This is a genomic window from Vibrio tasmaniensis (genome assembly GCF_024347635.1).
GTDB lineage: Bacteria > Pseudomonadota > Gammaproteobacteria > Enterobacterales > Vibrionaceae > Vibrio > Vibrio tasmaniensis.
On sequence record NZ_AP025510.1, the window covers coordinates 2,142,550 to 2,168,148 of the forward strand.

Annotated in this window: 22 protein-coding genes and 1 pseudogene; 11 read left to right on the forward strand and 12 right to left on the reverse strand. The window is 45.0% G+C overall.

The window, feature by feature from the left end:
- Nucleotides 1-164 precede the first annotated feature (164 nt).
- From udp to OCV44_RS09635, 4 genes are all read right to left on the reverse strand, one after another.
- Entirely contained in the window at nucleotides 165-923 is a 759-nt protein-coding gene (udp, locus tag OCV44_RS09620) for a uridine phosphorylase (protein WP_009847163.1), read from the reverse strand.
- A 313-nt stretch (nucleotides 924-1,236) separates the two neighbouring features.
- Nucleotides 1,237-3,588, reverse strand: coding sequence for a zinc/cadmium/mercury/lead-transporting ATPase (locus OCV44_RS09625; RefSeq protein WP_139684494.1), 2,352 nt, complete (start codon nucleotides 3,586-3,588; stop codon nucleotides 1,237-1,239).
- Between the two features lie 173 nt (nucleotides 3,589-3,761).
- Nucleotides 3,762-5,225, reverse strand: a complete 1,464-nt coding sequence (locus OCV44_RS09630) for an MATE family efflux transporter (RefSeq protein ID WP_139684493.1) — start codon at nucleotides 5,223-5,225, stop codon at nucleotides 3,762-3,764.
- Between the two features lie 149 nt (nucleotides 5,226-5,374).
- Nucleotides 5,375-5,791, reverse strand: coding sequence for a CBS domain-containing protein (locus tag OCV44_RS09635; RefSeq protein ID WP_009847166.1), 417 nt, complete (start codon nucleotides 5,789-5,791; stop codon nucleotides 5,375-5,377).
- 286 nt (nucleotides 5,792-6,077) lie between these two features.
- On the opposite strand from OCV44_RS09635, the gene OCV44_RS09640 reads away from it, so the two are divergent.
- Nucleotides 6,078-6,311: a hypothetical protein gene (locus OCV44_RS09640; RefSeq protein WP_086049737.1), complete on the forward strand. Its 234-nt coding sequence runs from the start codon at nucleotides 6,078-6,080 to the stop codon at nucleotides 6,309-6,311.
- A 309-nt stretch (nucleotides 6,312-6,620) separates the two neighbouring features.
- On the opposite strand, the gene OCV44_RS09645 is transcribed toward OCV44_RS09640, so the two are convergent.
- Nucleotides 6,621-7,577 carry a glycosyl transferase family protein gene (locus OCV44_RS09645; protein WP_246091714.1) on the reverse strand — a complete coding sequence of 319 codons (957 nt, stop codon included), beginning with the start codon at nucleotides 7,575-7,577 and terminating at the stop codon, nucleotides 6,621-6,623.
- A 131-nt stretch (nucleotides 7,578-7,708) separates the two neighbouring features.
- On the opposite strand from OCV44_RS09645, the pseudogene OCV44_RS22250 reads away from it, so the two are divergent.
- Nucleotides 7,709-7,810 (forward strand): annotated as a pseudogene (locus OCV44_RS22250) (thiol:disulfide interchange protein DsbA/DsbL); the annotation flags it as partial.
- Between the two features lie 199 nt (nucleotides 7,811-8,009).
- Nucleotides 8,010-8,504, forward strand: coding sequence for a peptidylprolyl isomerase (locus tag OCV44_RS09650; protein WP_086049739.1), 495 nt, complete (start codon nucleotides 8,010-8,012; stop codon nucleotides 8,502-8,504).
- A gap of 33 nt (nucleotides 8,505-8,537) precedes the next feature.
- On the opposite strand, the gene OCV44_RS09655 is transcribed toward OCV44_RS09650, so the two are convergent.
- From OCV44_RS09655 to OCV44_RS09670, 4 genes are all read right to left on the reverse strand, one after another.
- Complete coding sequence (locus OCV44_RS09655; RefSeq protein WP_139684491.1) at nucleotides 8,538-9,398, reverse strand: DMT family transporter; 861 nt, start codon at nucleotides 9,396-9,398, stop codon at nucleotides 8,538-8,540.
- A 111-nt stretch (nucleotides 9,399-9,509) separates the two neighbouring features.
- Nucleotides 9,510-10,607 (reverse strand): alkene reductase, encoded by a 1,098-nt coding sequence (locus tag OCV44_RS09660; protein WP_139684490.1) that lies wholly within the window; start codon nucleotides 10,605-10,607, stop codon nucleotides 9,510-9,512.
- Between the two features lie 14 nt (nucleotides 10,608-10,621).
- Nucleotides 10,622-10,999, reverse strand: a complete 378-nt coding sequence (gloA, locus tag OCV44_RS09665) for a lactoylglutathione lyase (protein WP_086049742.1) — start codon at nucleotides 10,997-10,999, stop codon at nucleotides 10,622-10,624.
- A 217-nt stretch (nucleotides 11,000-11,216) separates the two neighbouring features.
- Nucleotides 11,217-12,152: a LysR family transcriptional regulator gene (locus OCV44_RS09670; RefSeq protein WP_139684489.1), complete on the reverse strand. Its 936-nt coding sequence runs from the start codon at nucleotides 12,150-12,152 to the stop codon at nucleotides 11,217-11,219.
- A gap of 330 nt (nucleotides 12,153-12,482) precedes the next feature.
- Here OCV44_RS09670 and OCV44_RS09675 point away from each other — a divergent pair, with 330 nt between their 5' ends.
- From OCV44_RS09675 to OCV44_RS09695, 5 genes are all read left to right on the forward strand, one after another.
- Nucleotides 12,483-13,412 (forward strand): hypothetical protein, encoded by a 930-nt coding sequence (locus OCV44_RS09675; protein ID WP_139684488.1) that lies wholly within the window; start codon nucleotides 12,483-12,485, stop codon nucleotides 13,410-13,412.
- Between the two features lie 634 nt (nucleotides 13,413-14,046).
- Nucleotides 14,047-14,673, forward strand: coding sequence for a magnesium transporter (locus OCV44_RS09680; protein WP_139684487.1), 627 nt, complete (start codon nucleotides 14,047-14,049; stop codon nucleotides 14,671-14,673).
- Nucleotides 14,673-15,662 (forward strand): HlyD family secretion protein, encoded by a 990-nt coding sequence (locus OCV44_RS09685; RefSeq protein ID WP_139684486.1) that lies wholly within the window; start codon nucleotides 14,673-14,675, stop codon nucleotides 15,660-15,662. The genes OCV44_RS09680 and OCV44_RS09685 overlap by 1 nt, the downstream gene beginning before the upstream one ends.
- A 256-nt stretch (nucleotides 15,663-15,918) precedes the next feature.
- Nucleotides 15,919-17,895, forward strand: coding sequence for an alkyl sulfatase dimerization domain-containing protein (locus tag OCV44_RS09690; RefSeq protein WP_139684485.1), 1,977 nt, complete (start codon nucleotides 15,919-15,921; stop codon nucleotides 17,893-17,895).
- Nucleotides 17,896-18,063: 168 nt separating this feature from the next.
- Nucleotides 18,064-18,552 (forward strand): hypothetical protein, encoded by a 489-nt coding sequence (locus OCV44_RS09695; RefSeq protein WP_139684484.1) that lies wholly within the window; start codon nucleotides 18,064-18,066, stop codon nucleotides 18,550-18,552.
- Nucleotides 18,553-18,672: 120 nt separating this feature from the next.
- On the opposite strand, the gene OCV44_RS09700 is transcribed toward OCV44_RS09695, so the two are convergent.
- The gene (locus tag OCV44_RS09700) at nucleotides 18,673-21,771 is read right to left on the reverse strand and encodes an efflux RND transporter permease subunit (protein WP_139684483.1); all 3,099 of its coding nucleotides are present in this window, start codon (nucleotides 21,769-21,771) and stop codon (nucleotides 18,673-18,675) included.
- Nucleotides 21,772-21,779: 8 nt separating this feature from the next.
- The gene (locus tag OCV44_RS09705; RefSeq protein WP_139684482.1) at nucleotides 21,780-22,895 is read right to left on the reverse strand and encodes an efflux RND transporter periplasmic adaptor subunit; all 1,116 of its coding nucleotides are present in this window, start codon (nucleotides 22,893-22,895) and stop codon (nucleotides 21,780-21,782) included.
- 201 nt (nucleotides 22,896-23,096) lie between these two features.
- Here OCV44_RS09705 and OCV44_RS09710 point away from each other — a divergent pair, with 201 nt between their 5' ends.
- On the forward strand, nucleotides 23,097-23,711 hold the full coding sequence (locus tag OCV44_RS09710; protein WP_004736309.1) for a TetR/AcrR family transcriptional regulator: 615 nt from the start codon (nucleotides 23,097-23,099) through the stop codon (nucleotides 23,709-23,711).
- 22 nt (nucleotides 23,712-23,733) lie between these two features.
- Here OCV44_RS09710 and OCV44_RS09715 read toward each other — a convergent pair whose 3' ends face one another.
- Nucleotides 23,734-24,645 (reverse strand): LysR family transcriptional regulator, encoded by a 912-nt coding sequence (locus OCV44_RS09715; RefSeq protein ID WP_139684481.1) that lies wholly within the window; start codon nucleotides 24,643-24,645, stop codon nucleotides 23,734-23,736.
- Nucleotides 24,646-24,808: 163 nt separating this feature from the next.
- Here OCV44_RS09715 and OCV44_RS09720 point away from each other — a divergent pair, with 163 nt between their 5' ends.
- Nucleotides 24,809-25,114, forward strand: coding sequence for a monooxygenase (locus OCV44_RS09720; RefSeq protein ID WP_050644585.1), 306 nt, complete (start codon nucleotides 24,809-24,811; stop codon nucleotides 25,112-25,114).
- 76 nt (nucleotides 25,115-25,190) lie between these two features.
- A complete protein-coding gene (locus OCV44_RS09725; protein WP_139684480.1) occupies nucleotides 25,191-25,565 on the forward strand; it encodes a hypothetical protein in 375 nt (124 codons plus the stop codon).
- The last annotated feature ends 34 nt before the right edge of the window (nucleotides 25,566-25,599 follow it).

Here is a 25,599-nt window from a genome sequence, read left to right on the forward strand (position 1 = left end):
ATGTTCACAAGGTTTAGAGCTCACAAGGTCTACGTTTGCAAAGTCTAAAGCTCGTAAGGTAAAAAGCTCAAAGGACTTGTAAACACGCAAAAAAATGGCCACATCATTCGATGTGGCCATTTTCAAAATTTGAAGTCGTTTTAAGACTTAAAGCACTTGAAAACTTAAAGCATTTTACGAGCAGCTTCTACAACCACTTTGATTGAGCGCGCTTCCGTTACTTTTAGTGTCTCGTGATCAGGTATCTCTTTTTGAGTACGGTTGATGATCACACCAGCAACACAACCTGCTTTCAAACCAGAACTTGCACACATTGTTAGTAGCGTTGCAGATTCCATTTCGAAGTTAAGAACACCCATATCTTGCCATTCTTGCATAGAACCTTGGAAACGCTTAACCACGCGACCAGAGAACGTGTCGTAACGCTCTTGACCTGGGTAGAAAGTATCACTTGAAGCGGTTACACCCATGTGAACTGCTGCGCCTGATTCTTCAACTGCTGCTTTCATTGCTGTAGCAACTTCGAAGTCAGCAACTGCTGGGAACTCCATAGGAGCGAAGTGCAGGCTAGCACCGTCTAGACGAACAGAACCCGTAGAAACAATCATGTCACCCACATTTACGTGAGGTTGGATAGCACCAGTAGTACCAACACGTAGGAAAGTGCGAACGCCAAGCTGAGCAAGCTCTTCAACTGCGATAGAAGTAGATGGGCCACCGATACCTGTTGAACATACAACAACTGGCTTACCGTCTAGCTCTGCGCGGTAAAGCGTGTATTCACGGTGACTCGCTAGAAATACAGGATTCTCCATCTCTTCTGCAATTTTTTGCACACGAGCAGGATCACCAGGAATGATCGCAAGAGTAGCACCGTTAAGATCTGCTTCAGTAACACCTAAATGGAAAACAGCTTGAGACATAGTTCGCTCCTTTTGGCTTATTGGGCTTTTTACCCTTATTTAAGCTCATAGTAAATTCGTGGGGTACGAACACACTCTAACCAAGCTCATAATGAAATGAAGTGACGAATATCACACCAATGATCGCAACAACATTTCAGGTTTCACGAAAAACCGATTGGCATCACAAAAATAAGCAATCCGAACAGCGACGTTGCATACTAATGAGACAAAAAGCGCCTTTAACGTATTACCGCTAAAGGCGCTTTTATGTGAAGTGCAGTTTATATAAGACGTTTTTAAAATTAAGAGCGTCTATGTCTGAGAGCTGAACTTAATCCGCTTTAGACTTGAATCGAAGCAGACGCAGTGCGTTGAGTGTCACCAGTGCTGTCGCGCCACTATCAGCAAGAACGGCAACCCACAAACCAGTGATACCAAGCAAACTGGTCACCAAGAACACACCTTTCAAACCGAGCGCGAGTGCGACGTTTTGACGAATGTTATTCATAGTCGCTTGCGACAATTCAATCATCGCGGGCAGCTCAGTTAAACGGTTGTGAGTCAGTGCTGAATCTGACGTTTCAAGCGCAACATCAGTACCACCCCCCATAGCAATACCGACATTCGCCGTTTTCATTGCTGGCGCATCGTTGATGCCATCACCGACCATAGCAACGTGTGACTGTTGAGATAACTCTTCAACATAAGACACTTTGTCACTTGGAAGCAGGCTCGCTTTATATTGCATACCAATTTTGCTGCTGATCGCTGCTGCGCTTCGTGGGTTGTCCCCTGTGAGCATGATAGATTGAATACCCAAGTCATTAAGTCGTTCAATCGCAAGCTTAGCGTCACTACGTAACGTATCTTGCCAAGCAATCAAACCAATCACAGTCGTAGCTTGTTCTGTTGACTCTTCTAGATCTTTAAGCTCAAGAGCAACCACAACCGTCTTGCCCTCGCCTTCTAATGCTTCTACCTGAGAAACCACATCGGGTCCAAGAGCGAACGTGACTTTAGACGGTGATAAAACCTGATACTTAACACCATCGACATCGCCTTCAACACCGCTACCAATGAGCGCTTTCTTGTTGTGTGACTCAGGGATCTCAACATTCAGCTCTTTAACTTTAGCGACAAGCGATTGCGCCAAAGGATGAGTCGAACCAACTTCAATCGCCCCAACTACACGAAGCATAGCGTCTTGTTTCCAACCTGATAGAGGTTGAATATCCGTAACCTGAGGCTTGCCTTCAGTCAGCGTACCTGTCTTATCAAAGGCAATCGTTTGAATTTTTCCTAGCTGCTCTAGTGCCGCGCCGCCTTTAATTAATGCGCCACGTTTCGCCGCTGCTGCTAAACCAGAAGTAATTGCAGCAGGTGTCGAGATTACCAACGCACACGGACAAGCTATCAACAATAGAGCTAGACCTCGGTAAACCCAGGTTTCCCATGGCTGCGCGAACAGCAATGGTGGGGTGATGATGACCAACAGAGCCACCAACATCATTAGTGGTGTGTACCAGCGGCTAAACTTATCGAGGAAACGTTCAAGCGGTGCTTTACGAGATTCCGCCTCTTCAATCAGGTGAAGAATACGGTCAATCGCATTTTCACCTTGCTTAGAGGTGATAGTAATACGTACAACTTTGTCGACCACCACAGCGCCCGCCATGATGCTGTTGCCTTCAATATGCTCGACAGGAACAGACTCACCCGTTAGTGCACTTTCATCGAAGCTTGCCGCGTCGGTAATCAGTTTGCCATCAGCAGGTAATCGAGAACCCGCCGCCACTTCAATCACGTCACCAGGAACAAGTTCACTTACTGCAACTTCAACACGTTCGCCGTTGATAATCTTGGTGGCATTTTCTGGCACCAATGCCATGAGCGCTTGAACACCACTTCTTGCTCTTGATGAAGCAAACGCTTCTAAACGCTCACCAATCAAAAACAGCAACAGAACCATCGCCGCTTCAGCGGTTTCGCCAAGGTACAAAGCACCGAGCGCGGCAACACTCATTAAGGTTTCGATTGCAAACGGCGTACCTGAACGTGCCAACTGAACTGCTTTCTTGGCCACCGGATACAAACCAAGCAAACAGGTTACAGTAAACAAGACTTCACTTAATTGAGGAGAAGTGCTTTTCAACAGTGCTGCGAAGAGCATTGCGGCTGCAATCGCGATGATCTGAAAATTAGGTTGGATATACGCTTGCCAAAAAGTCTCAGGTTGTTGTTTTTCTTTTTTAGAACCGACTTCCGAAAGAGGAAAACCCGTTTTGATAGAGACCTGTTCAATGGTGTCAGCAAGACTTTCATTGTCGAATTTCACAACCAGTTTTTCGGTAGCAAAGAGAACCTTCGCTTGAATTACACCGTCAATATTACTGATCGCGTTTTCTATTTTTTTTGCACAAGCTGGGCAGTCCATTCCGGCGACCAGCCAACTTTTGGAAAATTGGGTGTTAAGAGACTCAGCTAAGGGCAGCCGGTCTTCTTCTCCACTGTCTGAACCACAACAATCATCTGCTGATGCAGAAGCCGTCGAAGAACTGCAGCATGATGATGAAGTGCCTGCGGCGGTAATACTGGTAATTTTGGGACTAGAACAGGTCGCCCCAGTCTCTTGCGGTTGAACGTCCACTTTTGTTGAGCGGCACGCTGCGTGTTTTGCGCACATAATGTATCTCCTTAATACTCAAAAGCCTTGAGGTTGTTGCTGACTAATCACAGCAACAAAACCTTAAGTTCATCAAAAGTATAAACCTTGGAGACTACTCCAAGGTCAATAACAAATTGTCCAAGTCCAAGAAGAAATTTACAAACCACCAATCTGATATTGGAGTGTCGCTGTTATTGCGACTTGAGCTCTTTACACTCCTCTCTGTTTGCCGATACATCATCAATAAGAACCGCATCGTGAGAACAGAATGGTTGTGTATTCAAGCTGACTATCGACACATCGTCTTCTACAGGATCAACTTGAGAACCTTGCATAAGCTCGGCAATATGATAGCGAAGCACCAAGGTACCAAGTATTCCGAACAAAACATTACCCAAGGCTTGCCCATACAATACACCCAATGCGCCATACCATTGCGAGCCTAAATAAACGAACGGCAATGTACCGAGAGTGGCTTTACCAAGATTCAGCGCTGTCGAGTAAAGCGGTTTACCTAGGTTATTAAAAGACGTGTTGGCAACAAACAGTGCGCCGTTGAAGGTGAAAGTCAACGCGACATAGGTACAGAATGCAGCAACAATGATTGCCGCATCACCTTGTAGGCTAAAGCCTTGAATCACATAGTCTTGGACAAAGTATAAGAGAATACAAACGGCGATGGTGTATGCCGTAGTAACCAACAATGAGTTGTTGAGTGTTTCTTTTACTCTGTCCATTCGCTCGGCACCAAAGTTTTGCCCAATGATGGGGCCTACAGCGCCAGACAAAGCAAAGATAACCGCAAAACAAACCGGTGTTAGACGACCTATCACCGCAAAGCCTGCGACAAAATCCTCACCATATTGTGCGATACCGGTTGTCACAATCGCATTACCGATAGGCGTTGCGGTATTAGTGATAATGGCAGGGATTGCTATTGCTAAAATCGGGCGAATATTAATGCGCCATTGTGTCAAAGAAGGCGGAGCCACCAGCTGGTGACTGCGAATCAAAGGGTAAAGCGAGAAAAAGAGCACCGAAAAACGAGCAAAAACAGAAGCGATAGCCGCCCCTTCGATGTTCCAACCAAAACCAAAAATAAACAGAGGGTCGAGAATCGCGTTAACGATACCGCCCGACAAGGTCGCCCACATCGAACGTTTAGCGTCACCCGCCGCTCTCAAGCCAGCACCGGCCGCCATTGCCAATGCTAAGAAAGGGCCACTTGGTAATAATATTTGTAGGTAAGCTTGAGCTCGCTCGGCAGCAACCCCTTTCGCCCCTATCGCGGCTAACAGCTCTGGGATATAGGCGAACATCACCACAGTAATCGTCGAACTGATGACAAAAGCAGTCAGCATAATACTGGTTGCGAGGTTTCGAGCGTGTTCTTGGTTCTTGGAGCCAATAGCTTTAGACACTAATGCGCCCATGGCAATGGAAGCACCAATCGAAACGGAGGTAGAGAAAAATGTCAGCGTACCTGCAAAACCCACAGCCGCCGCCAACTCGACTTGTCCCAACATACTGATGAATAACATATCGAGTAAATCGACAACGAATAATGCCATCAAACCGACAGAGCCAGCCCCCGACATCACCAGTATGTGGCGCATCGTTGAACCTTCTACAAACTTCGCAGTTTGATTTGACATGAAACCTCCAAATGTTGGAACACCACAAGATAAAACTCTACAAAGAAAAAAGGCGCTAGTGCGCCTTTTCAATTGAGGGTATTGAGAAAAAAAATCGTTCTTAACACGCCACTATACATGATGTTTGAAACTATACATGATGTTTGAAGCTATACCTGATGTTTGAAGCATTCATCTAAATTCTTGCCGATTGCTCTCAAAACATCGGTTCGAGTGATCATACCCACTAGCTTTTTGTTATCGAGCACAGGGTAGGCTTTTGGTTTTCCAACTTGCATCATATCGGCCAATTCAATAATGGATAATTCTGGCGATACCGAGAGAACTTCTTGGTACATACAATCACCCACAATATGCGTGTCTTGGCAGAAATAGCTCACCTTCACTAACTTCTCGAGTAAATCTTGTTCAGAAAGGAAACCAATCACTTGCTCATTATCATCAATGACTGGACCACCCATATGATGGCTGCGCATTACTCTGTCTAACGCGAGACTTAACGGCATGTCAGGAGTGAATGTCACAACCTGTGGCGTCATGTAATCTTTCACTTTAATTGAATGCATTGCGCTCTCCCTAAAATACGTTTTGTTATCGATTTTTCTATCGTGTTACCTTAATTGTTGTCTAAAATCTTGATTTTACTAAATGGATTTCAACAATTTTATTAATAGGTAAAACCTACCAAAGCAAAAATCGACGTCACAGAAGGCGTGCAAGCCTATCTATGAAGCAAAAAATCAAACATCACTTACAAACTCTTACCTTTGATTCTTCACGTAAACTAGCCTGAATACATAAATACTGTAACCTTCATCACACTAATAATAAAAAGCTCAACTTAGGTGATTTATGCAACACGACAACAACATGTACGCGTATGTTTATGCAGACAATGAAGGTACAGAGAACACACTTATCGCAACTATCGACAACCAAGAAAAGCCCCTTATCTCAAACTGTTTTAATGAGATAAAACGCATGTCAAACTTAGCGATTGATCTTGCAGTAGAGCACAACTTGAAAGTAAAACTGGTTAAATACGAAAGAGAACAAGAGATCGACTTCGGCCTATTCCTAAAATAGCGCAGTCATAACGTATGTCTTGATCGACAAGCTCAAGCAGCATGGTCAATGGCACAAACACCGTTGTAGTAACAAGTTATGAGCAGGCGATCACCTTGACAATGATCGCCTGTTTTATTCAACAGCGAATACCAACCACGATAGATGCAAAAAAAACACGCACAAAAAAGGCCAGCATTCGCTGACCTTCTTCCATTCACGATTTAAATCGCTATACGTTATTTGCTAACTCTTAACTCTTAACTCTTAACTCTTAACTCTTAACTCTTAACTCTTAACTCTTAACTCTTAAAGACTAGCTAATAACTACTAACGAGTACAATAGGCTTCCCACAGACACACAGCCTTTGAATAAGCTTCAGCCTTATCGTGAGTTTCTGCAAATAGAATCGCCGTCATACTGTCCACAACACTGTTCGCCATCAGTTCCATCTCTTCTTGTGGTGTACCCAGTACACATTCAGAAGGCAAAGGCAGTTCCGCATTCATCGTGCCTTCCCAGTAGAAAGATTCCACTTTCTCAGGAGAACTCATCCAAACGGTTTGACTCACCTTAGGGTTGTATTCTGATTCGCCATTCATGCCTTTGAATGAAATCACTGAGTGGGATTTATTACCAATGACATGCTCAACTTCGGCGTGTAATTGAGGAAATCCAGGGTGAAAACTACCACGCAAGCCGAAACGTGCACCACCAGGGTTTAATGCACGAACAACAGTATTAATCGGTGTTCTCAGTCCGTAACGGTGTTTCCAGCCAATCATGGTTTGAGCTTGTGGGGCGAAGTTAGCCAAAGGCAAGTAAGCGATGCCATCTGATTCAAGAATCTGCTTTGCGTCTTGTGGATCTTTTGCGCTGCGAACGCCGACAGATTCTAAATGCGTCTCAACATGCGTACGGCCACTTGGTTTGTCCATGTAGCCATGCATTAATACTTTATAGCCTTTGTCAGCTAGAATTTTTGCTGCCAACAAGTTCCAAGGCTTTCCACTGGCGTTATCGTTACGCTTACCTGCATAACACGGCCAATCAATATCAGCACCTAAGTCTGGTACTCGAGATTGAAACGCTTTTACAAAGCCTGCGATCTCTTCATTGGTTTCATTCTGCACACGAATCAACATCAGTAGCATAGCCATTTGGTCGTCACCGACCTCTCCGCTTAAATACTCATCCATGATGCGGTAGGCTTGTTCGAACGACAAAGGCTTACGGCCTCTTTCCCCTCGTCCAACTGTGCGAATACACTCTAAAATACTACTCATTGATTGTTTATTCTCTTCCGTTGATATCAATAAAATTCGAATACGTTTTCGATTCTATGACACCCGCACTTCATTGCAAAGCGATTCAGTGGCAACTCCCTAATTAACAATTCGCGGATTGATGTAAATTAGTGCCAGCAGTGCTGATTAACAACAAATACATCGTTTAGCCAGATAACATCAAAAGCGACGAAGAATACAACCAACTAGTCAATTTCCTGCTGACTCTCTAGGGCGTGTTAGACATCTCAAAGCCAATGATTCCATCGCAGCCTTTCTTATATAAAGTCCCCTAGCCACCCATCAGCCCAGTAAACCGCTTGGGAAGTATTATTCTGGCATCCGTCGTTATTTCTCATATACTGCACCCTATTACGTTATCCACTACTCTGTAGTACTCAAAATATTAGTACTCGAACATTGGGCACCTTTATGATTATTCTGACCACTAACTTTGGCGACATCGAAATTGAACTTAACCTTGAGAAAGCGCCAGTAAGTTCAAAAAACTTCCTTAAATACTGCCAAGAAGGCTTCTATGAAGGCACCACATTTCACCGTGTGATTGAGGGTTTCATGATTCAAGGTGGTGGACACACTATCGACATGACAGAGAAGCCAACACACGCACCTATTGTCAATGAAGCAAATCGTGGACTAAAGAACGTGATTGGCTCTGTGGCAATGGCTCGTACTGATGCTCCACACTCCGCAACGGCGCAGTTCTTTATCAACCTTGACGACAATGATTTCCTTGACCATACCGCGACCAGCAACGCAGGTTGGGGTTACGCAGTGTTTGGCAAAGTATCGGCAGGCATGGATGTGGTCAACAAGATTGCGCTTGCACCAACCACTACTCGCTGGGGACACGAAGATGTGCCGTGTGAAGACATCGTGATTACTAAAGTCACTATCAAAGACTAAGTAGTAAAATAAAACCCTCGCTCTAGACGAGGGTTATTTTTTTCGCGACCATTTGATATAACATAATAGCGAACCAATAATTACCGCTCCGCCTAGTAGCTTTTGCATCTCAACCGTTTCACCCAACACGCTGACACTCAATAATAGTGTCCACACCGGCTCAAGAATCATGATCAATGCCGCCACTTCCATGTTCACGGAGTGCTGACCGACAGTTTGCAATAAGTAACGGATCGATGTCGCGACAACCGCTGAGACGATAAACCAGAATACTAAGGTTTGAGTTATTTCAAACTCTGGTTGAGTGGTCATCGAAGCAAACGCTAGCCCACTAACACCCACCACAAAAAGCTGCACGCAGATTGAAGCTATAGGTTTGATATTAGTAATCACACGCTTATTCATCACAAAGTGAACCGAAAGTAACATCGATGCTAATAGGAAATAGATCTGACTCTGCTCAATATGCCAGCCGTTAGTTAGGGTCAGTAGCAACATACCGATAATCGCAATTGGAAATGACATCCAGAAGGCGCGATTAGGATTAACTCGAAATATAATCCAAGAGACAAACGGCGCGATGATCATAGCTAAGCTCATGATAAACGCTCCTTCCGACAAACTTTCCGTCATCGATACCGCAAATACCCATACTTGCAATGAAGCAGACAGCAACAAGCCAACACCGCAAAGAGAAAGTATCTGCTTAAGCGAAAGCTTACGAATATGATGAATACAAAATGGCAAAAGAATCAAACTCGCGACGAAGAATCGCACACCAATGAACACTGGCCCAGGCATTTCTAACACCACCAGCTTAGATGCAATCCATCCAATCCCAGCTAACAGGGTAGCAAATAGGAGATAAAACTCTCCGCGCATCGCTTTCATCATCTTACTTGGTCCAATAACAAAAAAAAGCAACCCGACTCTGCAAGGTTGCTTTTTATAAACATTCAACAGGATCGAGATACTATCTCAATACTCTGCTTCAGGCAGCTGTTTTTAGCCTGCGTATTCTGGGTAATCTGTTAAACCTTTTTCAGCACCACCGAACAATGTGTTTGGATCGTGCGCTGCAAGTGGGTAACCATTTTGAATACGAGCGGGTAAATCTGGGTTCGCAACGAATGGACGACCAAAACCAACCATGTCAGTTACGCCTTCAGCAACGGCTTTTTCGCCACGCTCGCAATCGTATTTACCCGCATAAATAAGGACACCATCGTAGGTTTCACGAACTGCCGCTTTAAATGCTTTTGGCGTTTCAGGTGCGTCGTCCCAATCAACTTCTGCAATGTGCAGGTACACAATTTTGTATAGGTTAAGTAGTGCTGCCGCAGCTGTGTAAGTCTCTACTGGCGTAGCGTCAACCGTACCATTCAACGATGTGAACGGAGCAAGTCGAACACCTACGTGATCAGCACCAATCGCTTCGACCATAGCTTCAACCACTTCGCCTAGGAAACGTAAACGGTTTTCAATTGAACCACCGTATTCATCGGTACGGTTGTTTGCTTCAGAATCGATAAATTGGTTGATTAAGTAACCATTCGCGGCGTGAAGTTCAATACCATCAAAGCCCGCTTCAATCGCGTTCAAAGCCGCTTGGCGATACTGTTCAACCACTTCTTTGATGTCTTGTTTGGTCATCTCACGAGGTTCAACCACATCAACAAAACCCGGCTCATCAGTACCGTTATCGATGAATACTTTTACGTTTTCTGCTTTAAGCGCAGAAGACGAAATTGGTTGCTCACCACCAATGTTGTCTGGGTGTGTTACACGCCCTACATGCCAAAGTTGAGCGAAGATAACGCCCTCTTTTTCATGTACTGCATCGGTGACTTTTTTCCAACCCGCAATCTGCTCATCAGAATAGATACCCGGAGTCCAAGCGTAACCTTGACCCGTAGGTGAAATTTGTGTGCCTTCAGCGATAATCAAACCTGCAGAAGCGCGTTGAGCGTAGTAAGCCGCCATCATGTCGTTTGCTGAATTACTCGGTTGCGTTGCGCGAGAGCGCGTCATCGGTGGCATAACAATACGGTTTTTAAGCTCGATATTACCAAGTTGAATTGGTTGAAATAGTGCGTTGGTCATTGTTATATCCTCGATTAACCTAGTTGAATCAGTTCGATTTGGTAGCCGTCTGGGTCAGTGATAAAAGCGATGTGCGTTGAACCACCTTTCACTGGCCCCGCTTCGCGAGTGACGTTGCCACCTAGCGATTTGATCTTGTCGCATGCTGCGTAAATATCGTCTACACCCAATGCCAGATGACCAAACGCGCTGCCCATCTCGTACTCATTAGTATCCCAGTTGTACGTTAGCTCGATAGTCGTGCCGCCTTGTTCGTAGCCAACAAAAACCAATGTATAGCGGTAGTCTTTGTTTTCGTGGCGTTCAAGTTCTTTCATGCCTAATACTTTGGTGTAGAACTCGATAGACTTGTCTAAATCAGCAACTCGGATCATTGTGTGTAGGAATTTCATATTTCACCCTTATTGGCACCACAAGCATGGCGCCGTTATGATTTTGAGTGGAGGTTATCCACTAATCTCTGAGTGAAATAATACGATTCAGCGAGGAATTAAGGAAATTATCAAAAATTCTCAATGTGATAATTTTTTGTTATGAACTTTATGACTAGCACGAACTCAATGACACAAAAAAGGGAAGCCAATGCTTCCCTTCGAGTTAGACTCTCAATTAAAACCGCAAACGCCTATCTTTAAGCGTCTTAGACATCGTATCTGATGTACTGATGACTTGTTCTCTGAACCATTTATGAGCAGGGTCATTATTCTGCTTCTTTAGCCAAATCAAATAGTGGGATATAGGCTGATATTCAAAAGGCGGCTTGAACAGCTGCAAGCCTAGCCTTTCTTGAAACTGCACAGCCATAGATAAAGGCACTACAGTGATGTAATCCGATTGGCTACATAGCAAGATATTACTGAACAGTGAGCGCCCGTGAAACACGATTTTACGCTTAGATAAATCCAATGATGTGTAGTGATTTAAACTGCGAACTTTACGCCGTGTTCTATCTAATACGGCATGCTTTTCACTTAGGAATTGCGCTTCGCTGATTTCACCTTGGATTCGAGGGTGATCCTCTCTGCACACGATCACAAACTCGCCTTCATAAAGTGTTTCACTGACGATACTTGGGTGTTCAGGCACCACGATATCGATCATGGCATCGAACTCTTGAGTCAAAAGATCTTCGTAAATGCGCTCATCACTGTCTGGTTGATCAAAGACTTCTAGCGACAAGTTTTGATTGGGAAGCGCCGCAAAACTATTGAGCAGTACCCACTGTAAGTGCTCAGGCGCAGAAATCACAAACTTACGTTCAGAAGATTGCTCATCAAAATTGGTCATCGACTGAAACACGCCATTGAGTTCATTGATCGGCGCTTTGATCTGTTCATACAAACTTTGGGCATAAGACGTAGGCGCAACACCTCTTCCTTTACGAACAAAAAGCTCTTGGCCAATCTCTTTTTTTAGGCGAGCTAACGCGGTACTGATGGTCGATTGGTTGGTACTGAGTTGATCCGCAGCTTTGCTTAAACTGCCCTGCTCCATCACCGCAGAAAACACGGCAAGTAGATTGAAGTTGGGGATGTCATTACTCATATATCATTACTCGTTAGGCGACCATGAGCACCATGCTATCGTAAAAACGATTAAATATCGTCAATAAAAACATTGATTAAAGGTATAACGCATCGACTATTTTGCTAACAAAAAGCATATTAACCAGACTTTACTCACACTCATCGAACCTCAATAAACCTTCATATATTGAGACAATAAAACCCACCACTCTCCGTAAGCCCTGTAATAATGGGGCGCACTTCATGCAATGTGCTTTTAAATTACAATATTGTCTCAAATTACGTGACACTGAGTTTCCGTTCGGTACGTATACATTGCCTTTATGAATACTACAATGGCATCAAAATAATGACCCTCGGTATCAATATGAAAAACACTAAAATAATTTCCCTACTCTTAAGCGGTGCGGCTATCGCTTACTCTGGTTCTGCGCTGGCTGAAAAGGAGCAACTCTCAGTTCAGGAAGCCGCAAAAAAGTCGGCTAACCCAGTGTCTGACGTATGGATGCTAATCACTCAAAATGATTACACCTTTCTTGAGAAAGAAGATGGACACCATGAAATGCAAAACCGCTTCAGCTTTCAACCAGTAATGCCTGTACCTATCATGGATGGTGAATGGAACTTGGTGAACCGTTTGGTTGCTAACCACTACAGTTCACCAGGTGATCGTGAAAACGGTGATTTCTTTGAAGGACGTACAAACGGTATGGGAGACACTGTCTTTCTATCAATGGCAGCGCCTAACCGTGACGATGGGTGGATTTGGGGTGTTGGTCCAACGGTGATCATGCCTACTGGCACTGACGGTTTAACTCAAGATAAGTGGCAAGTAGGCCCTGCGGCAATGGTCGCTCGCCTTGGTAAAGAAACCGGTAACCCAACCAGCATTGAAAGCTGGAACGTTGGTTTCTTAGCGCAGCAATGGTGGGATGTAGGGGGTAGCGACAGCGTTACTGAATCAACCAATCAAGCGGACATCCAGTACTTCTTAAACTATCGTGTCAGCAACACCGCGTTAATTGGTATGACACCTAATATTCAAATTGATTGGACAAAAGAGGGTTCTGACCAATTTACAGTACCTGTAGGCTTAGGCTATATCGATATGTTTAAGATTGGGCCAATGCCAGTTCGTTGGGGTGTAGAACTTCAATATTACGTAATGAAACCAGACGCAAATGTTGGTGCGACCAATCCAGCTGAGTATGTGCCCTATGCACCAGATTGGAACCTAAAATTCTTTATTGCTCCTGTTACATTAAATCCATTCAAATAAGCAATTAAAATCCCCTGCGGGCTGGGCTAATTTATCCGATATTTTAGGCCAGTCTTTTTAGCACTTTTCATCGACTTCTTTGATCCAAACCAAGTTAATGAACAATGTTTTCTATCTGTATATGAGCCTTTTCAAATAAATCACTCTACCGATTTAGAGTTATAACTACTAATCGTAATTACGATATTATCAAATCGTAATTCTGGGTAGATACTGGTCAAAACTCTTCCTATTATCCTGCTAACAAATCAATCATCAGCCCAAATAGAAAACTGACAAATGTTTTACTTTGGTATGTCAATTGTCATGGAAGAGCCCCTCGATTGCCGAGGTATTACACGTAATAAAAACAGTCGCTAGAAAGCCGCACGAATATTAATTCGAACGCTTCATAGCCATTTCATTTACGTCTGCTGACAAATAATAAAGATTGATTTGTAGAGAAGCATATTCGCTTCTTGATACCGAGAATCAGTTGTCTAGACTGTGCAATATCACTTTTAATATCATCTATTACTTTTGTTTATTATGAGCACCAACCTCTACCCACATAATAGACATCTACTTTTTAAGATGTCATTAAAGGTGACTTCTAGGCTGCAAATTCTCTCTTCTTATTGATGTAGGTTGAGATATGAACTTTATAAAAATCGTTTTCCAGAAAATCTGGGCCATTGTGATGGTCTTGATTAAATTCTGCCTGTTTATGGCGGTGATGTTTGCTGGTGCATGGGCTCTTGCACCGTTAGGCACTATCCATTCTAAAGACATCGACATGTCTCAATTCAACAACCATCCCAATGAAATGATGATGAACTTCTTCCAGATGGAGTCCTTCTCTGGTTACTTGTTCTCGGTGACCATTGCTGTGGTATTAGCCGGTGTTTACGGCATGTGGCAATTACATGAGCTAGGCGTGCATAAAGCAAAAGAGCACAAAAGCGCTCACGTACAAATCGTGTTTGCACTGTCACTTTGCGGGCTCTTCATCAGCAAAACATTCTGGGTTATCGCCTTGGTTATCGCGTTGGCGAACTGGAAACATATTGGTCAATCGCTGAGTGATGTGATTCGCCGTGGTGTACAACCTAACCAAGACGCCACCAATACAGAAACAGTCTTAGCCCGCGACTCACACGAGAAGTCGATAACTGAGCTATCTCCTACAAAACAGTCTCCTAGAGAACAGGCTCCGGAAAAACAAACGATAACCAAAACGTCTACAGCAGAACAAATCCCAACAAATAAAGAGATCGCATAATGAAAGAGATGATGATTCCATACATCCTAATTGTATGGTCACTATTTGCGACAGGCGCACTTAAGAAGAACTTCAAGAACTATACCTGGACTGCCATTGGCGGCGTAACGATTCTTGCGGTATTAGCGGTTATCTCTCGCTTGTGGGCACCCGTTGATTTAACCAACTCAACCACAGTGAAAGCACCGCACGCGGTGATGTCACCTATCTTTGGCCAGCAGATCGACCAAGTGCTTGTTGAGCACAACCAGATGGTTAAAGAAGGCGACATAATTTACACACTCGTCGACATTGACTCTGCCGCAGACAAAGCAAAGATCGAATCTTCAATCGTTAAAAAAGAAGAGCAGATCAAGCAAATGACTCGCGACTTAGAGCGCGCTGAAACGTCACCTGAAATCTTCAATATGCGTGACGTAGAAAAGTACGACTCCGATCTTCGTGTGCTACACGCTGAGCTTGTGTCGCTGAAAGCCGATCTGCAAAAAGTAAACTGGGCACAAGAGAAGAAAACCGTTAAAGCTGAGTTTGACGGTCAGGTATCGATAGTGAATATCGCTGAAGGTTCAGTCATGGGTAACATGCACCTATACAACACCAACAAAAAGTTCCTTGAGATGCGTATTTCAGATCAAACTTACGGTTATGTTCAAGTAGGAGACTTCGCTGAGTTCTTCGTTGATGCATACCCAGGTCACGTGTTCCGAGCAAAAGTACACAGCTTTAATGCAGGTACCGGTGAGTCGAGTATTTCTCCACTTCAGGGGCCACAAAGCGTCGGTCAACACGTGGTAAGAAACGGTAATGGTTTAGGCCGTACTATCGTACTTGAGATCATCGAACCAGAAGGTTACAACATCCCGATTGGTTCAACTGGTGCGGCTTGGATCTCGGCTGAGAAGCCACATCCGTTCTGGGGCTTCATCGATGTAATCGGCGCAGCAACGGTTCGCCTACAATCTTACAAGTCATACTTAGGTGCTTGGTAAGCACTTGGATAATCGAAAATGTTACTTTTAGTTCTTTAAGAAATGCCCTGGTTTTCAGGGCATTTTTGTATCTATCACAAACCAATCTTCCTCATTTAACCCTTCGGTATAAATCGAGAAAACAACAGCCAAAAATATTAAATCATCGTAAAAACGATGTGTCGAAATACTATTATCGTGTAGATAGCGACCTCTATCCTTTCTATTATTTGAGTCAAGAAATCCAATTCCTGTATCCAAATATAAGGTCACTACCATGACTAATACATTCAAAAAAATGGCACTTCCTGTTGCTGTTGCGAGCGCTCTATTTGCTTCTGGTTTTGCATCTGCAACTCCAACTGTAGAAGCGACATCGAAAGTAGGCCAAGAACTTCAGACAGCAAATGCTGCGCAATACCAAAACATTGACCTTGATGCTCGCTACAAGAGCGAAGTTCTTTTCGAACACAAGTCAAACCTATTCTGGGGCAAAGGCGAGCGCATCCAAGTTGTATCGAAAACGGGCGACTCTCTGGCTTACACAGAAGAGTCTGATCACGTTCATCCAACCCTAACCAAGCATGGTCGTAAAATGGACCAAGCTATCATCCAAGTGGATGACAATATTTACCTTGGTTACGGCTTCGGTCTAGACACGCCAGTTATGATTGAAGGTACTGACGGCATCATCATTGTTGATCCAGGCGAGTCGGTAGAAATGGCTCAATCGGTTAAAGAACAGTTCCGTCAAATCACAGACAAGCCGGTTAAAGCCATCATTTATTCTCACAACCACATCGACCACATCTCAGGTGTGCGTGCATGGGTGACTGATGAAGAAGTAGCATCAGGCGAAGTAAAAATCATCGCTGAAGAAGGCCTAACCGCAGCGGTGGCTAACTGGTCTTCAAACCTAGGTACTCTATTTGGTCACCGTACTTCTTACACCGGAGCTAAGCACGTAGAAGAAGGAGAGCACGGCACAGTAAACGACGGCCTTGGTCCACGCTTCATGCAAGGTGCTATCTCGTTCATTGAACCAAACCTACTTGTACCAAGCCAAAGCCACATCGAAATCGAAATTGCTGGCGTGAAAATGCACATCGAGAACGTGCCATCTGAAACGAAAGATGAGTTAGTGGTTTACTTCCCAGACCAGAAAATTCTGCACGCAGCTGAAGTTCTTCAAGGTGAGAACTTCCCTAACCTTCACACCATCCGTGGTACTAAATTCCGTGACCCATCAATGTGGTTCAAGGGCATCGACGTAATGCGTAAGTTCGACACTGAGATCATGATTAACTCTCACGGTCGTCCTGTTGAAGGTAAAGAAGCGGTATCTGACGTATTAACGGCCTACCGTGATGCAATTCAATACACGCATGACCAAACTATCCGTTACATGAACAAAGGTATGACGCCAGACGAACTAGTTGAAGTGGTTAAACTTCCTAAGCACCTTGCTGAGCACCCTTGGTTAGGAGAGCACTACGGCACCGTTGCACATGCTGTTCGTCAGATCTACGTTGGTTACAACGGTTTCTTCGAAGCAGATCCATGGCAATTAGAGCCAATGGCTTACGAGCAACGTGCTAAAGCGTTCGTAGAGATCATGGGCGGCCGTGAGAACATCCTTACGACTGCACAAGCCGCAATTAAGGCTGAAAACTACACATTTGCAGCAGAAATTCTTTCTTACCCAATCACGGTAAACAAGCAAGATATGGAAGCTCGTAAAATGAAAGCACAAGCTTACAAAGCATGGGCTGCAGACCAAGTGAACATCAACTGGCGTAACTGGGCGCTTAACGCTGCTGCTGAATTAGAGAACAAACGTGACTTCTCAAACATGATCAGCTTCGCTTCTGTTGACGTCCTTACTGCACTACCAAGCCAGCAGATCTTCGACATGATGACTTCAACGCTTATCGCAGAAAACTCGTTAGACGTAAACATGATGCTAACGTACAACTTCTCTGATACGAACGAAGCATTCACTATCGAAATCCGTAACGGTATTGCTCAGTTACACGAAGAAGCAGTGAAAGGCGCAGACGTTCAAATCGACACCACTCGTGCCGTATTGAACCAAATCTTGATTGCAGGTCCAAACGCTCAACAAGTGATTGGTAGCAACCTACAGTCTGGTGCATTCACGTTCTCGAATAGCGACATCAAAGGCTTCGGTCAATTCATGAGCTACTTCGATAAGCCAATGACTCCAGAAGAGATCATGCTCATCGTTCGTTAATTAGATATACACCAAGCAAAGGCATGCTAAGGATGGCGAGCCGATAACTTAGGGACCCATTGTGGTCCCTTTATCGTTTATTTATTGGTACAGTTCGCAACCTTCACTCAACAATCTCGATCTTTTGTTGAAGTAAGGAAACTGCCCTACTTCGTTTAAGGTTCACACATGCTAAAACGATTTGCTTTCATTCTTTCACTCACATCTTCCCTCACTTTCGCTTGTGGTCTTCACCAAGATACAGGATTTAGTTTAGTGACAGAGCCCGGTTCACTTGAGGTATTTGGCAACGTCATTACAGCCAGACAAGACGATGAATTCAACAACCTCAATAAGCCAGATCACTTTCGACTCTTTGCCATCAAGGCTGCGCTTGTGAAACCCCACCCCAGCAAAATTGAGTTCAACTTATTTGAAGCAATCAAAGGTCATTACAGCCAAGTGAAACTTAATAAGGGCGTCGATGTAACAGGTAGAGATACTTTGCCTACTGATAAAGATCTTTTACTGATTACAGAACTAGACGTGTTCGATGCGCTAGCAACCGGCACCATATCTTGGGATCACGCAACACTAAACGGCTTAGTGATCATCAACGGCCCACAAGATAAACGAGAGCAGCTTGAAGATTGGTTTAGTGATATTTTTGAAGGATAATTGGAATGAATTTAGTGAGAGAACAACGCCATAATCGAACCAGATACGGCTCAATTATGGGCAATTGAAGTGACGTAAATTGAAGAGACTTAGTTAAAGATGCGCTAAATTGAAAAACAGTTATACGGCTTGAGTCGCGATGGTTTTGCGCTGATTTTTAGTCATCAAATGATAAACCACAGGCACAAAGTAGAACGAGATAAGCGTGGTTAATACTGTGCCGCCAACAATCGCGACCGCGAACGGAGGCCAAAAACCACCGCCCGCGATGATCAACGGCATAAAGCCACCAACGGTTGTAATCGTGGTCGAACTGATATGTCGAGTACACGACATCACCGCCTCAACTACCGCATCCACATTCCCAGAGGAAGCCTCCTTGTCTAGCTTCAGTTCGGTCAGAATCACAATGGCCGCGTTAATCGCTAAGCCCGCAATCCCGAGCATAGCGATGATCACCGTAAAGCCAAACGGATAACCGAAGATCCACACCGACAACAGCCCTAACCCACCAGCCAATCCTGCTACCATGAAGATGATGCTACTCATTCGGAACGAGTTGAACGACATCACCACCACTAACACCATCAATACCACCACAACGGCGACATTCGAGATCAGGCTGTTGACTGAATTGTCTCGTTCAGCGGATTCACCACCAAAACCAATAGTGTAACCTGATGGCATCTCATAGCTTTCAAGTCGTTTTTGGAATTCATTAAGCACCGTTTGTGGCAAGACACCCGCTTCAATGTAACCCTCAATGGTATTGACACGCTGCCCGTTACGACGAGTAATCGCACCGCGACTCGTCGTCAGTTCAAGCTCGGCTAAGGTAGACACATTGATACCGGTTGAGTAGACATCAGAACTGATCGGCAAACGGATATTGCTTAAATGCGCTAAGTTTTCACGCGCGTCATCCGCAACACGAACACGAATTGGCACCGATTCACTGCCCTCAATCACAGAGCCACTTTCACGACCAGTCAGAGTCGTTTGCAGCATGCCTGCGAACTGGTTCAATGAAATACCATTCAGCTTTGCGGTGTCTTCATCGACCTTCAACCACACCTTAGGCGTACCCGGTTGCAGTGTTTCCCTTGTGTGCGTCACATGAGGCACCCCCGCCAAAATCAAGCGCACATCCTCACCAATCGCTTTCAACGTATCGAGGTTTTCACCATACACACGCAGTTCAACGGGCGCGGTAAATGGAGGCCCTTGATTAAGCTTTCGTACCAAGATCTGCGCTTGTGGTACTTCTTTATCTAACACCTTTTGAAGTTCTGGAATTAGCGCATTGGCTTGATCAAAGTTTTCTGTTTTCACCATCGCTTGCGAGAAGTACGGCGCGTTGTTTTGTCTAGCTTGTAGGTTGTAATAAAACGATGGGAAGTTTGCGCCCACCAGCCAATCAATGCGCTCCACTTCTGGATAGCGGTGAATGATATCGTCGATTTTTTCAGAGGTATTCTTGGTCGCATAAATGCTCGCTTGCGGCGGCATGTACACCTGAATCTCAAACATGTCTCTATCTGATGGCGGGAAGAATTGCTCAGTCAGCTGAGACATACTCCAATAACCGGTAAACGGAACCAACAACACCAAAGCAATAGTGATGATTGGATGCGTGACACCAAAGCGAACAGAAGACGAGAACCAACGCGTCAACGCAGGAATTCTCAAGCCTGTCATGTACCAATGGTGCTGACCTTTCTTATCAACATCACTGAGCTGTTTCGGCAGTAGCTTGGTCGCCAAGCCCGCAATCAAGGTGTGCGAAATGATGTAAGAACCGATCAACGAGAAAGAAACGGTAATCGCAATACCACCGACGAACTCTCCCGATGCACCCGGCATCAAAATAATCGGGGCAAACGCCAACACGGTGGTTAAGGTTGAGCCTAATAACGGCACCCATAAATGCTTCAATGCATTCATGGTCGCTTCGGCTCGCTGCTGCCCTTTCAGGCGATAAGCTTGAATCGTATCGACCATCACCACCGCGTTATCCACCATGATCCCGAGCGCCACAATTAAGCCTGTCACCGACATCTGGTTAATCGGCACACCGGTCATTTTCATGATCGACAATGTAAGCAGTGACGTCAGTGGCAAAGAAATGGCGACTAAGATCGCAGCTCGAACACCCAAGGTGACGAACAGCACAATCAAAATCAGACCAAAACCGATCATCAGGCTTTTACCCAAATCGTCCAAGCGTGTTTCGGTATAGCCTTGCTGATTGAAAAGCACGTTGACCTGAATATTACTCGGCAGCTCTTGCTCAAACCGACTGATGAGCGCGTTGGCTCGCGACGTCCAGTTATCAACTCGCAGATCAGGGTGCATTCTTGCCGCAACAATCACACCCGGCTCACCATCAATAATGGCAATCTGGTCTTGCGGGGTTTTCTCACCACGTTTCACAGAAGCAATGTCTTCCATACGGATGATGTGACCATTGCTGTCGGTCGCTATTGGCACTTGCTTAATACGTTCAATGGAATCAAGCTCAGATTTAATCTCTAAGCCAAAGCGAGAATAAGCACTGACCAATTCACCGGCAGAGTTTTTCGCATCCGCTCCTTCCAAAGATTCTGCGATATTGGCACTTGAACGCCCCAACGCGGCAGCATCGGCAGTGCGTAAACTGATTTGAATCTCTTCTTGCGGCATCCCGTATTCATCAACGAATTCAGTACCCGACAAGGTTCGTAACCGTTTGGCGAGTTCTTTGGCATAACGGCCCAGCGTTAACCTGTCAGGCTCGCCTGCACCAGACCAGGTTAGAGATGCGATGGTTGTGAAAGCATAGGTATGATCGCTGTCGAGATCGGGAGAGTGAGAGCCTGCAGGCAAAATGGATTCGATGTCAGACAGTTTGTCACGAGCTTGAGACCAAACTGGCTCTGGCTCGGTAATCACATCATTGAGTTCCAAAGTAACAATCGACACACCCGGTCTTGACGTCGAGCTGACGAGTTTAACCTCACTCAGCTCACGCAATTTGTTCTCGATGACCTCGGTGACCAAGGTTTCTACACGCTCGGCACTGGCACCGGGGAAGCTGGTTGTGATGTTCGCGTAGCGGTTAATGATCACCGGGTCTTCTGCACGTGGCAACGTCATGAACGCCGAAATGCCACTCACCATCAGCAGTGCGGTCATTAAGATAAGCAATCGAGTGTTAGAAATAGTCTCTATAATTTTCATACTATTTCCTATTCAGCAGTAACGCTGGCTGGCTTCACGGTTTGGCCGGGAACCAAACGATGTAAACCACTGGATATCACCTGCTCACCTTCACTAATTGCACCGCTCACGTAGGCTTGTTGGTTATTGGCAAACAACACCTGCACGCTTCTACGTTCAACCTTGTTATCTTCACCAATCACGAAGATATTCCACACACCACGTAAACCATCGATCAAACCCGTGAGCGGAACCCAGTAACCTTGGTCATCGATTTGCTCATCAAACTTAAGGTAAGCAAGTTGACCTTCTAAAACAGACGCTTGCTCAGGAAACAGATAACGCAAACCGACACTGCGAGACTGTGTGTCGACCATTGCGCCCGGATTCAACAGGCTCACAGCGAATTCATCTCGCCCGACGCGAATACTTGGGGCGGAAAGTGAAGTAACCTTTTTCATTTGATGGGCAGGAATACCGATAAAGGCTTCCTTCCCTTCAGAGGCAAGCAGTGTAAGAGTTGGATTCCCTACATTCACTACATCTCCAAGCGAGACAAAGCGTGTTGCGATGGTCCCTGAATATGGCGCACGAACTGTCGATTTCACCAGCTTCAATTGATTGCCTTTTACCGAGGCATCAATACGCAGCAAGTTCGCCTGCAATACGCGTTGCTCACTAGTTAACGAATCAATCTCAGCTTCGGCACTGAAGCCTTTCGCTTTCAATGAACGTTGACGTTTAAGGTTCGCTGCCACCAAACTCAATTGAGCTTTGACTTCTTCAGCCTGCGCTTTCAGTTGGCTAGACTCGGTTTCCAAAAGTTGGGTATCCAGTCTTATCAACGGCTGACCCGTTGTGACTGTGTCACCGACATCCACCAGAATCTCGTTTACTTTGCCCGCCAGTTCGAAACCTAAATTAGCCTGTTGACCCGCCTTAACCACACCGACATATTCACGTTGTACTGCATAAGAAGGAGACAGCGCTAAGGCCATCGTTTCCACGGTTAAAATGGTTTGGACGCTCGATGCCGTTTCAGCGGTTGAATCAACCGACTCTTGGGCTTGTTCCTTTTCGCCACATCCAACAAGAAAAGCCGACAACGCCACTGTCACTGCGCTTCCCTTCATCAATTTATACATACGTACTGTTCCTATGCGGTACTCAATTATGTTCTTTTTTTAGACTAACTAAATCAAACTAGACTGTCTAGTTTGGTTGTGTTAAAAACAAGTTTCATCGTTAATGATTGATAAAACCATCACAAAAAGCATAATGCTTAGCGCAGAACGAAATGCATTGAACTGAGCACCAACAGGCACCAAGCAACGAGAAGCAAGCACGTGACTAAAATCATCAAGAGTGAACAGAAAAGATCGCAGATCTTAACCGCAGCCAGCCAACTTTTCTCTGAACATGGCTTCAAGATCAATATGGATCAGATAGCCAAAGCAGCGAACGTTTCCAAGCAAACGGTCTACTCTCACTTTAAAAACAAAGACGAACTTTTCGAAACCTGCATGCAAACCAAGTGTGCGGAGCGAGAACTCAGTCCTGCTGCCTTTGATATGGATGCTGCGGTGGGTGATGAGTTGGTGAAATTTGGTGTGAAGTTTCAGGATTTATTACTTGATGAACAATCTAGACAAACCTTTCAAAATGCCATTAGCCAAGCGAATACGCATCCAGAGATCGCCTCCATCTATTTAGAAACTGGTCCTCAGAAAACCACCAAGTTACTTGCTGATTATTTGCAGTCGAAAATAGACTCTGGTGATCTCACACTGTCGACATCAAGCTCGCCAGTCATTGCAGCAAGACAACTGCTGCTGATGTTTCACGGCAAATCGGCGTATTGGGGATTCTTCGGACACGATAGCGGAGAATCTGAAGAAGAAAGACTTCACTACACTCGCGAATGTGTCGCGCTGTTCTTAAACGGCAATCAGCCTCGCTAGTTTGAGCCCAACTGAATGAGGGTTAGTTAACAGGAGCAGCTGATTCAAGAAGCAGTTCATAGAAACGCTTTGCGGCTGGGCCTGTCTTCGCACCTTTCGGCAGAGTCAGATGAAGCGGGACTTGGTATCCACTGCCATTTTCCACATTCAATACCGTGAGCTTGTCACTTCCTCGACTATCGACAATATGTTTAGGTAACCTGCAATACCCCACACCCTGCTCTACCGCTCCAAAGGCATGGTCGAAATTATCGACCGTAATACGCTGGCTCGACTTCAACCAGCCCACATCCTTTTTTTCACCTTGCTTTTTACTGCCTTGACTAGCTTGAGCACCTAAATCTCTCACCACTATTTGTGGTAGCGACGACAACTGGTTGAGCGATATCGGTGACATGCTAGCTAATGGATGCGAACTTGCGACAACAGGCTCCATCTTAGTGAACCCAAAAGCTTCAGCCGAGTAATTGGTAATTGGCAAGTTGATGATGGCCACATCGGCCCGTTCTTGAGTGACCATTTCAGTGGTCTTCGACAGTGATGTTTCAATCACTTGTATTGATGTGGTGTTGTTCTCTGCCATAAACGCAGCCATCGGCTTATAAAGGCGCTCAAGGCTGCACAAATGATCAACGGCGACCACAATTTCAGATTCCACACCCTTTGCTAACTGCTCACTGATCAGCTCAAGCTCTCGCGCTTGTTCCAGCATGCCGCTCGCCCTGCGCAATAGGGCTTTGCCATCTTCCGATAACACTGCCCTACGGCCTTCAACCTTAACCAAAGACACGCCCAGCTGATCTTCCAGTTTTCTCAACGCATAAATTAACGTGGTGTGGCTCTTATTCAATTGCAGTGCCGCCGCCTGAATGCTGCCAGCACGGTCTATCTCATACAATGTTTGCCATTGGTCTAGGGTGGTCTTTAATCTCATCGGTCTAAAATCCTGACAGTTAATGGCGATATTATGAACTTTTCTGTCTGTTTTTTACAGGTAATATGGATTTCAACAACAAACGAGAATGGCTTGTTTGTCTTAAACACCTATTTTTTATAGCGGATTTTGTTAAACGAAATTTGTTAAACGGAGAAACACCATGAAACTACTACAAGTTGATTTTGAATTTAACGGCCCTTTCGGTGAAGAGATGTCGAACGCACTCGTAGACCTAGCTAAGTCCATCAACAACGAACCAGGTATGATCTGGAAAATCTGGACAGAAAACGAAGCTGAAAAACTGGGCGGTGGTGTCTATCTTTTTGAAGACCAACTCAGTGCAGAGACTTACCTAGCGATGCATGCCGCTCGCTTAAAAGAGATGGGCGTAGAGGAAGTGCGCGGTGTGATTTTCGACGTGAACCAGCCTTTAACTACCATTAACAAAGGTCCAATCAACGGCTAGTTAATTCGCTGAATGAAAACAAAGCGATTGGAATGAATAACGAATTAGCGAAAGGCACGAGATAGAGAGATAACAAATGAACAATAAAACGTTTTTAAGCCTACACGGCATCATTTACGCAGGGTTTGCCTTGGCGTTGTTTTTCCTACCAACGGTGATGTGGCCTATGTACGGCGTAGAAATTAATGATAAGTACGCTTATTTTCTCTCTCAGCACACCAGTATCTTCCTTGGTGGTATTGCCGCGATAAGCTGGTTATTGCGAGACATTGAGCCCGGAGTCAGTGCCAAAAAGCTCATCCAAGGTTTGGTTGTGACCAATATGTTGGGTGCCATCATCACCTTGTATGCCGCGTTTACAGGCATTTTTGCTGGCTTTGGTTGGAGTGACCCTGCATTCTTCCTTTCACTATCGGTGCTCAGCGTGTTGCAGGTTCGTCGACAAGGCTAGTTCATACAAAACCAAACCAATAAAAAAGGAACAG

Excerpts from the sequence above, each read along its gene's own strand:
- udp (WP_009847163.1), bottom strand. The coding sequence starts at position 923 with ATGTCTCAAGCTGTTTTCCATTTAGGTGTTACTGAAGCAGATCTTAAC.
- OCV44_RS09625 (WP_139684494.1), bottom strand. The coding sequence starts at position 3,588 with ATGTGCGCAAAACACGCAGCGTGCCGCTCAACAAAAGTGGACGTTCAA.
- OCV44_RS09630 (WP_139684493.1), bottom strand. The coding sequence starts at position 5,225 with ATGTCAAATCAAACTGCGAAGTTTGTAGAAGGTTCAACGATGCGCCAC.
- OCV44_RS09635 (WP_009847166.1), bottom strand. The coding sequence starts at position 5,791 with ATGCATTCAATTAAAGTGAAAGATTACATGACGCCACAGGTTGTGACA.
- OCV44_RS09640 (WP_086049737.1), top strand. The coding sequence starts at position 6,078 with ATGCAACACGACAACAACATGTACGCGTATGTTTATGCAGACAATGAA.
- OCV44_RS09645 (WP_246091714.1), bottom strand. The coding sequence starts at position 7,577 with ATGAGTAGTATTTTAGAGTGTATTCGCACAGTTGGACGAGGGGAAAGA.
- OCV44_RS09650 (WP_086049739.1), top strand. The coding sequence starts at position 8,010 with ATGATTATTCTGACCACTAACTTTGGCGACATCGAAATTGAACTTAAC.
- OCV44_RS09655 (WP_139684491.1), bottom strand. The coding sequence starts at position 9,398 with ATGATGAAAGCGATGCGCGGAGAGTTTTATCTCCTATTTGCTACCCTG.
- OCV44_RS09660 (WP_139684490.1), bottom strand. The coding sequence starts at position 10,607 with ATGACCAACGCACTATTTCAACCAATTCAACTTGGTAATATCGAGCTT.
- gloA (WP_086049742.1), bottom strand. The coding sequence starts at position 10,999 with ATGAAATTCCTACACACAATGATCCGAGTTGCTGATTTAGACAAGTCT.
- OCV44_RS09670 (WP_139684489.1), bottom strand. The coding sequence starts at position 12,152 with ATGAGTAATGACATCCCCAACTTCAATCTACTTGCCGTGTTTTCTGCG.
- OCV44_RS09675 (WP_139684488.1), top strand. The coding sequence starts at position 12,483 with ATGACCCTCGGTATCAATATGAAAAACACTAAAATAATTTCCCTACTC.
- OCV44_RS09680 (WP_139684487.1), top strand. The coding sequence starts at position 14,047 with ATGAACTTTATAAAAATCGTTTTCCAGAAAATCTGGGCCATTGTGATG.
- OCV44_RS09685 (WP_139684486.1), top strand. The coding sequence starts at position 14,673 with ATGAAAGAGATGATGATTCCATACATCCTAATTGTATGGTCACTATTT.
- OCV44_RS09690 (WP_139684485.1), top strand. The coding sequence starts at position 15,919 with ATGACTAATACATTCAAAAAAATGGCACTTCCTGTTGCTGTTGCGAGC.
- OCV44_RS09695 (WP_139684484.1), top strand. The coding sequence starts at position 18,064 with ATGCTAAAACGATTTGCTTTCATTCTTTCACTCACATCTTCCCTCACT.
- OCV44_RS09700 (WP_139684483.1), bottom strand. The coding sequence starts at position 21,771 with ATGAAAATTATAGAGACTATTTCTAACACTCGATTGCTTATCTTAATG.
- OCV44_RS09705 (WP_139684482.1), bottom strand. The coding sequence starts at position 22,895 with ATGTATAAATTGATGAAGGGAAGCGCAGTGACAGTGGCGTTGTCGGCT.
- OCV44_RS09715 (WP_139684481.1), bottom strand. The coding sequence starts at position 24,645 with ATGAGATTAAAGACCACCCTAGACCAATGGCAAACATTGTATGAGATA.
- OCV44_RS09720 (WP_050644585.1), top strand. The coding sequence starts at position 24,809 with ATGAAACTACTACAAGTTGATTTTGAATTTAACGGCCCTTTCGGTGAA.
- OCV44_RS09725 (WP_139684480.1), top strand. The coding sequence starts at position 25,191 with ATGAACAATAAAACGTTTTTAAGCCTACACGGCATCATTTACGCAGGG.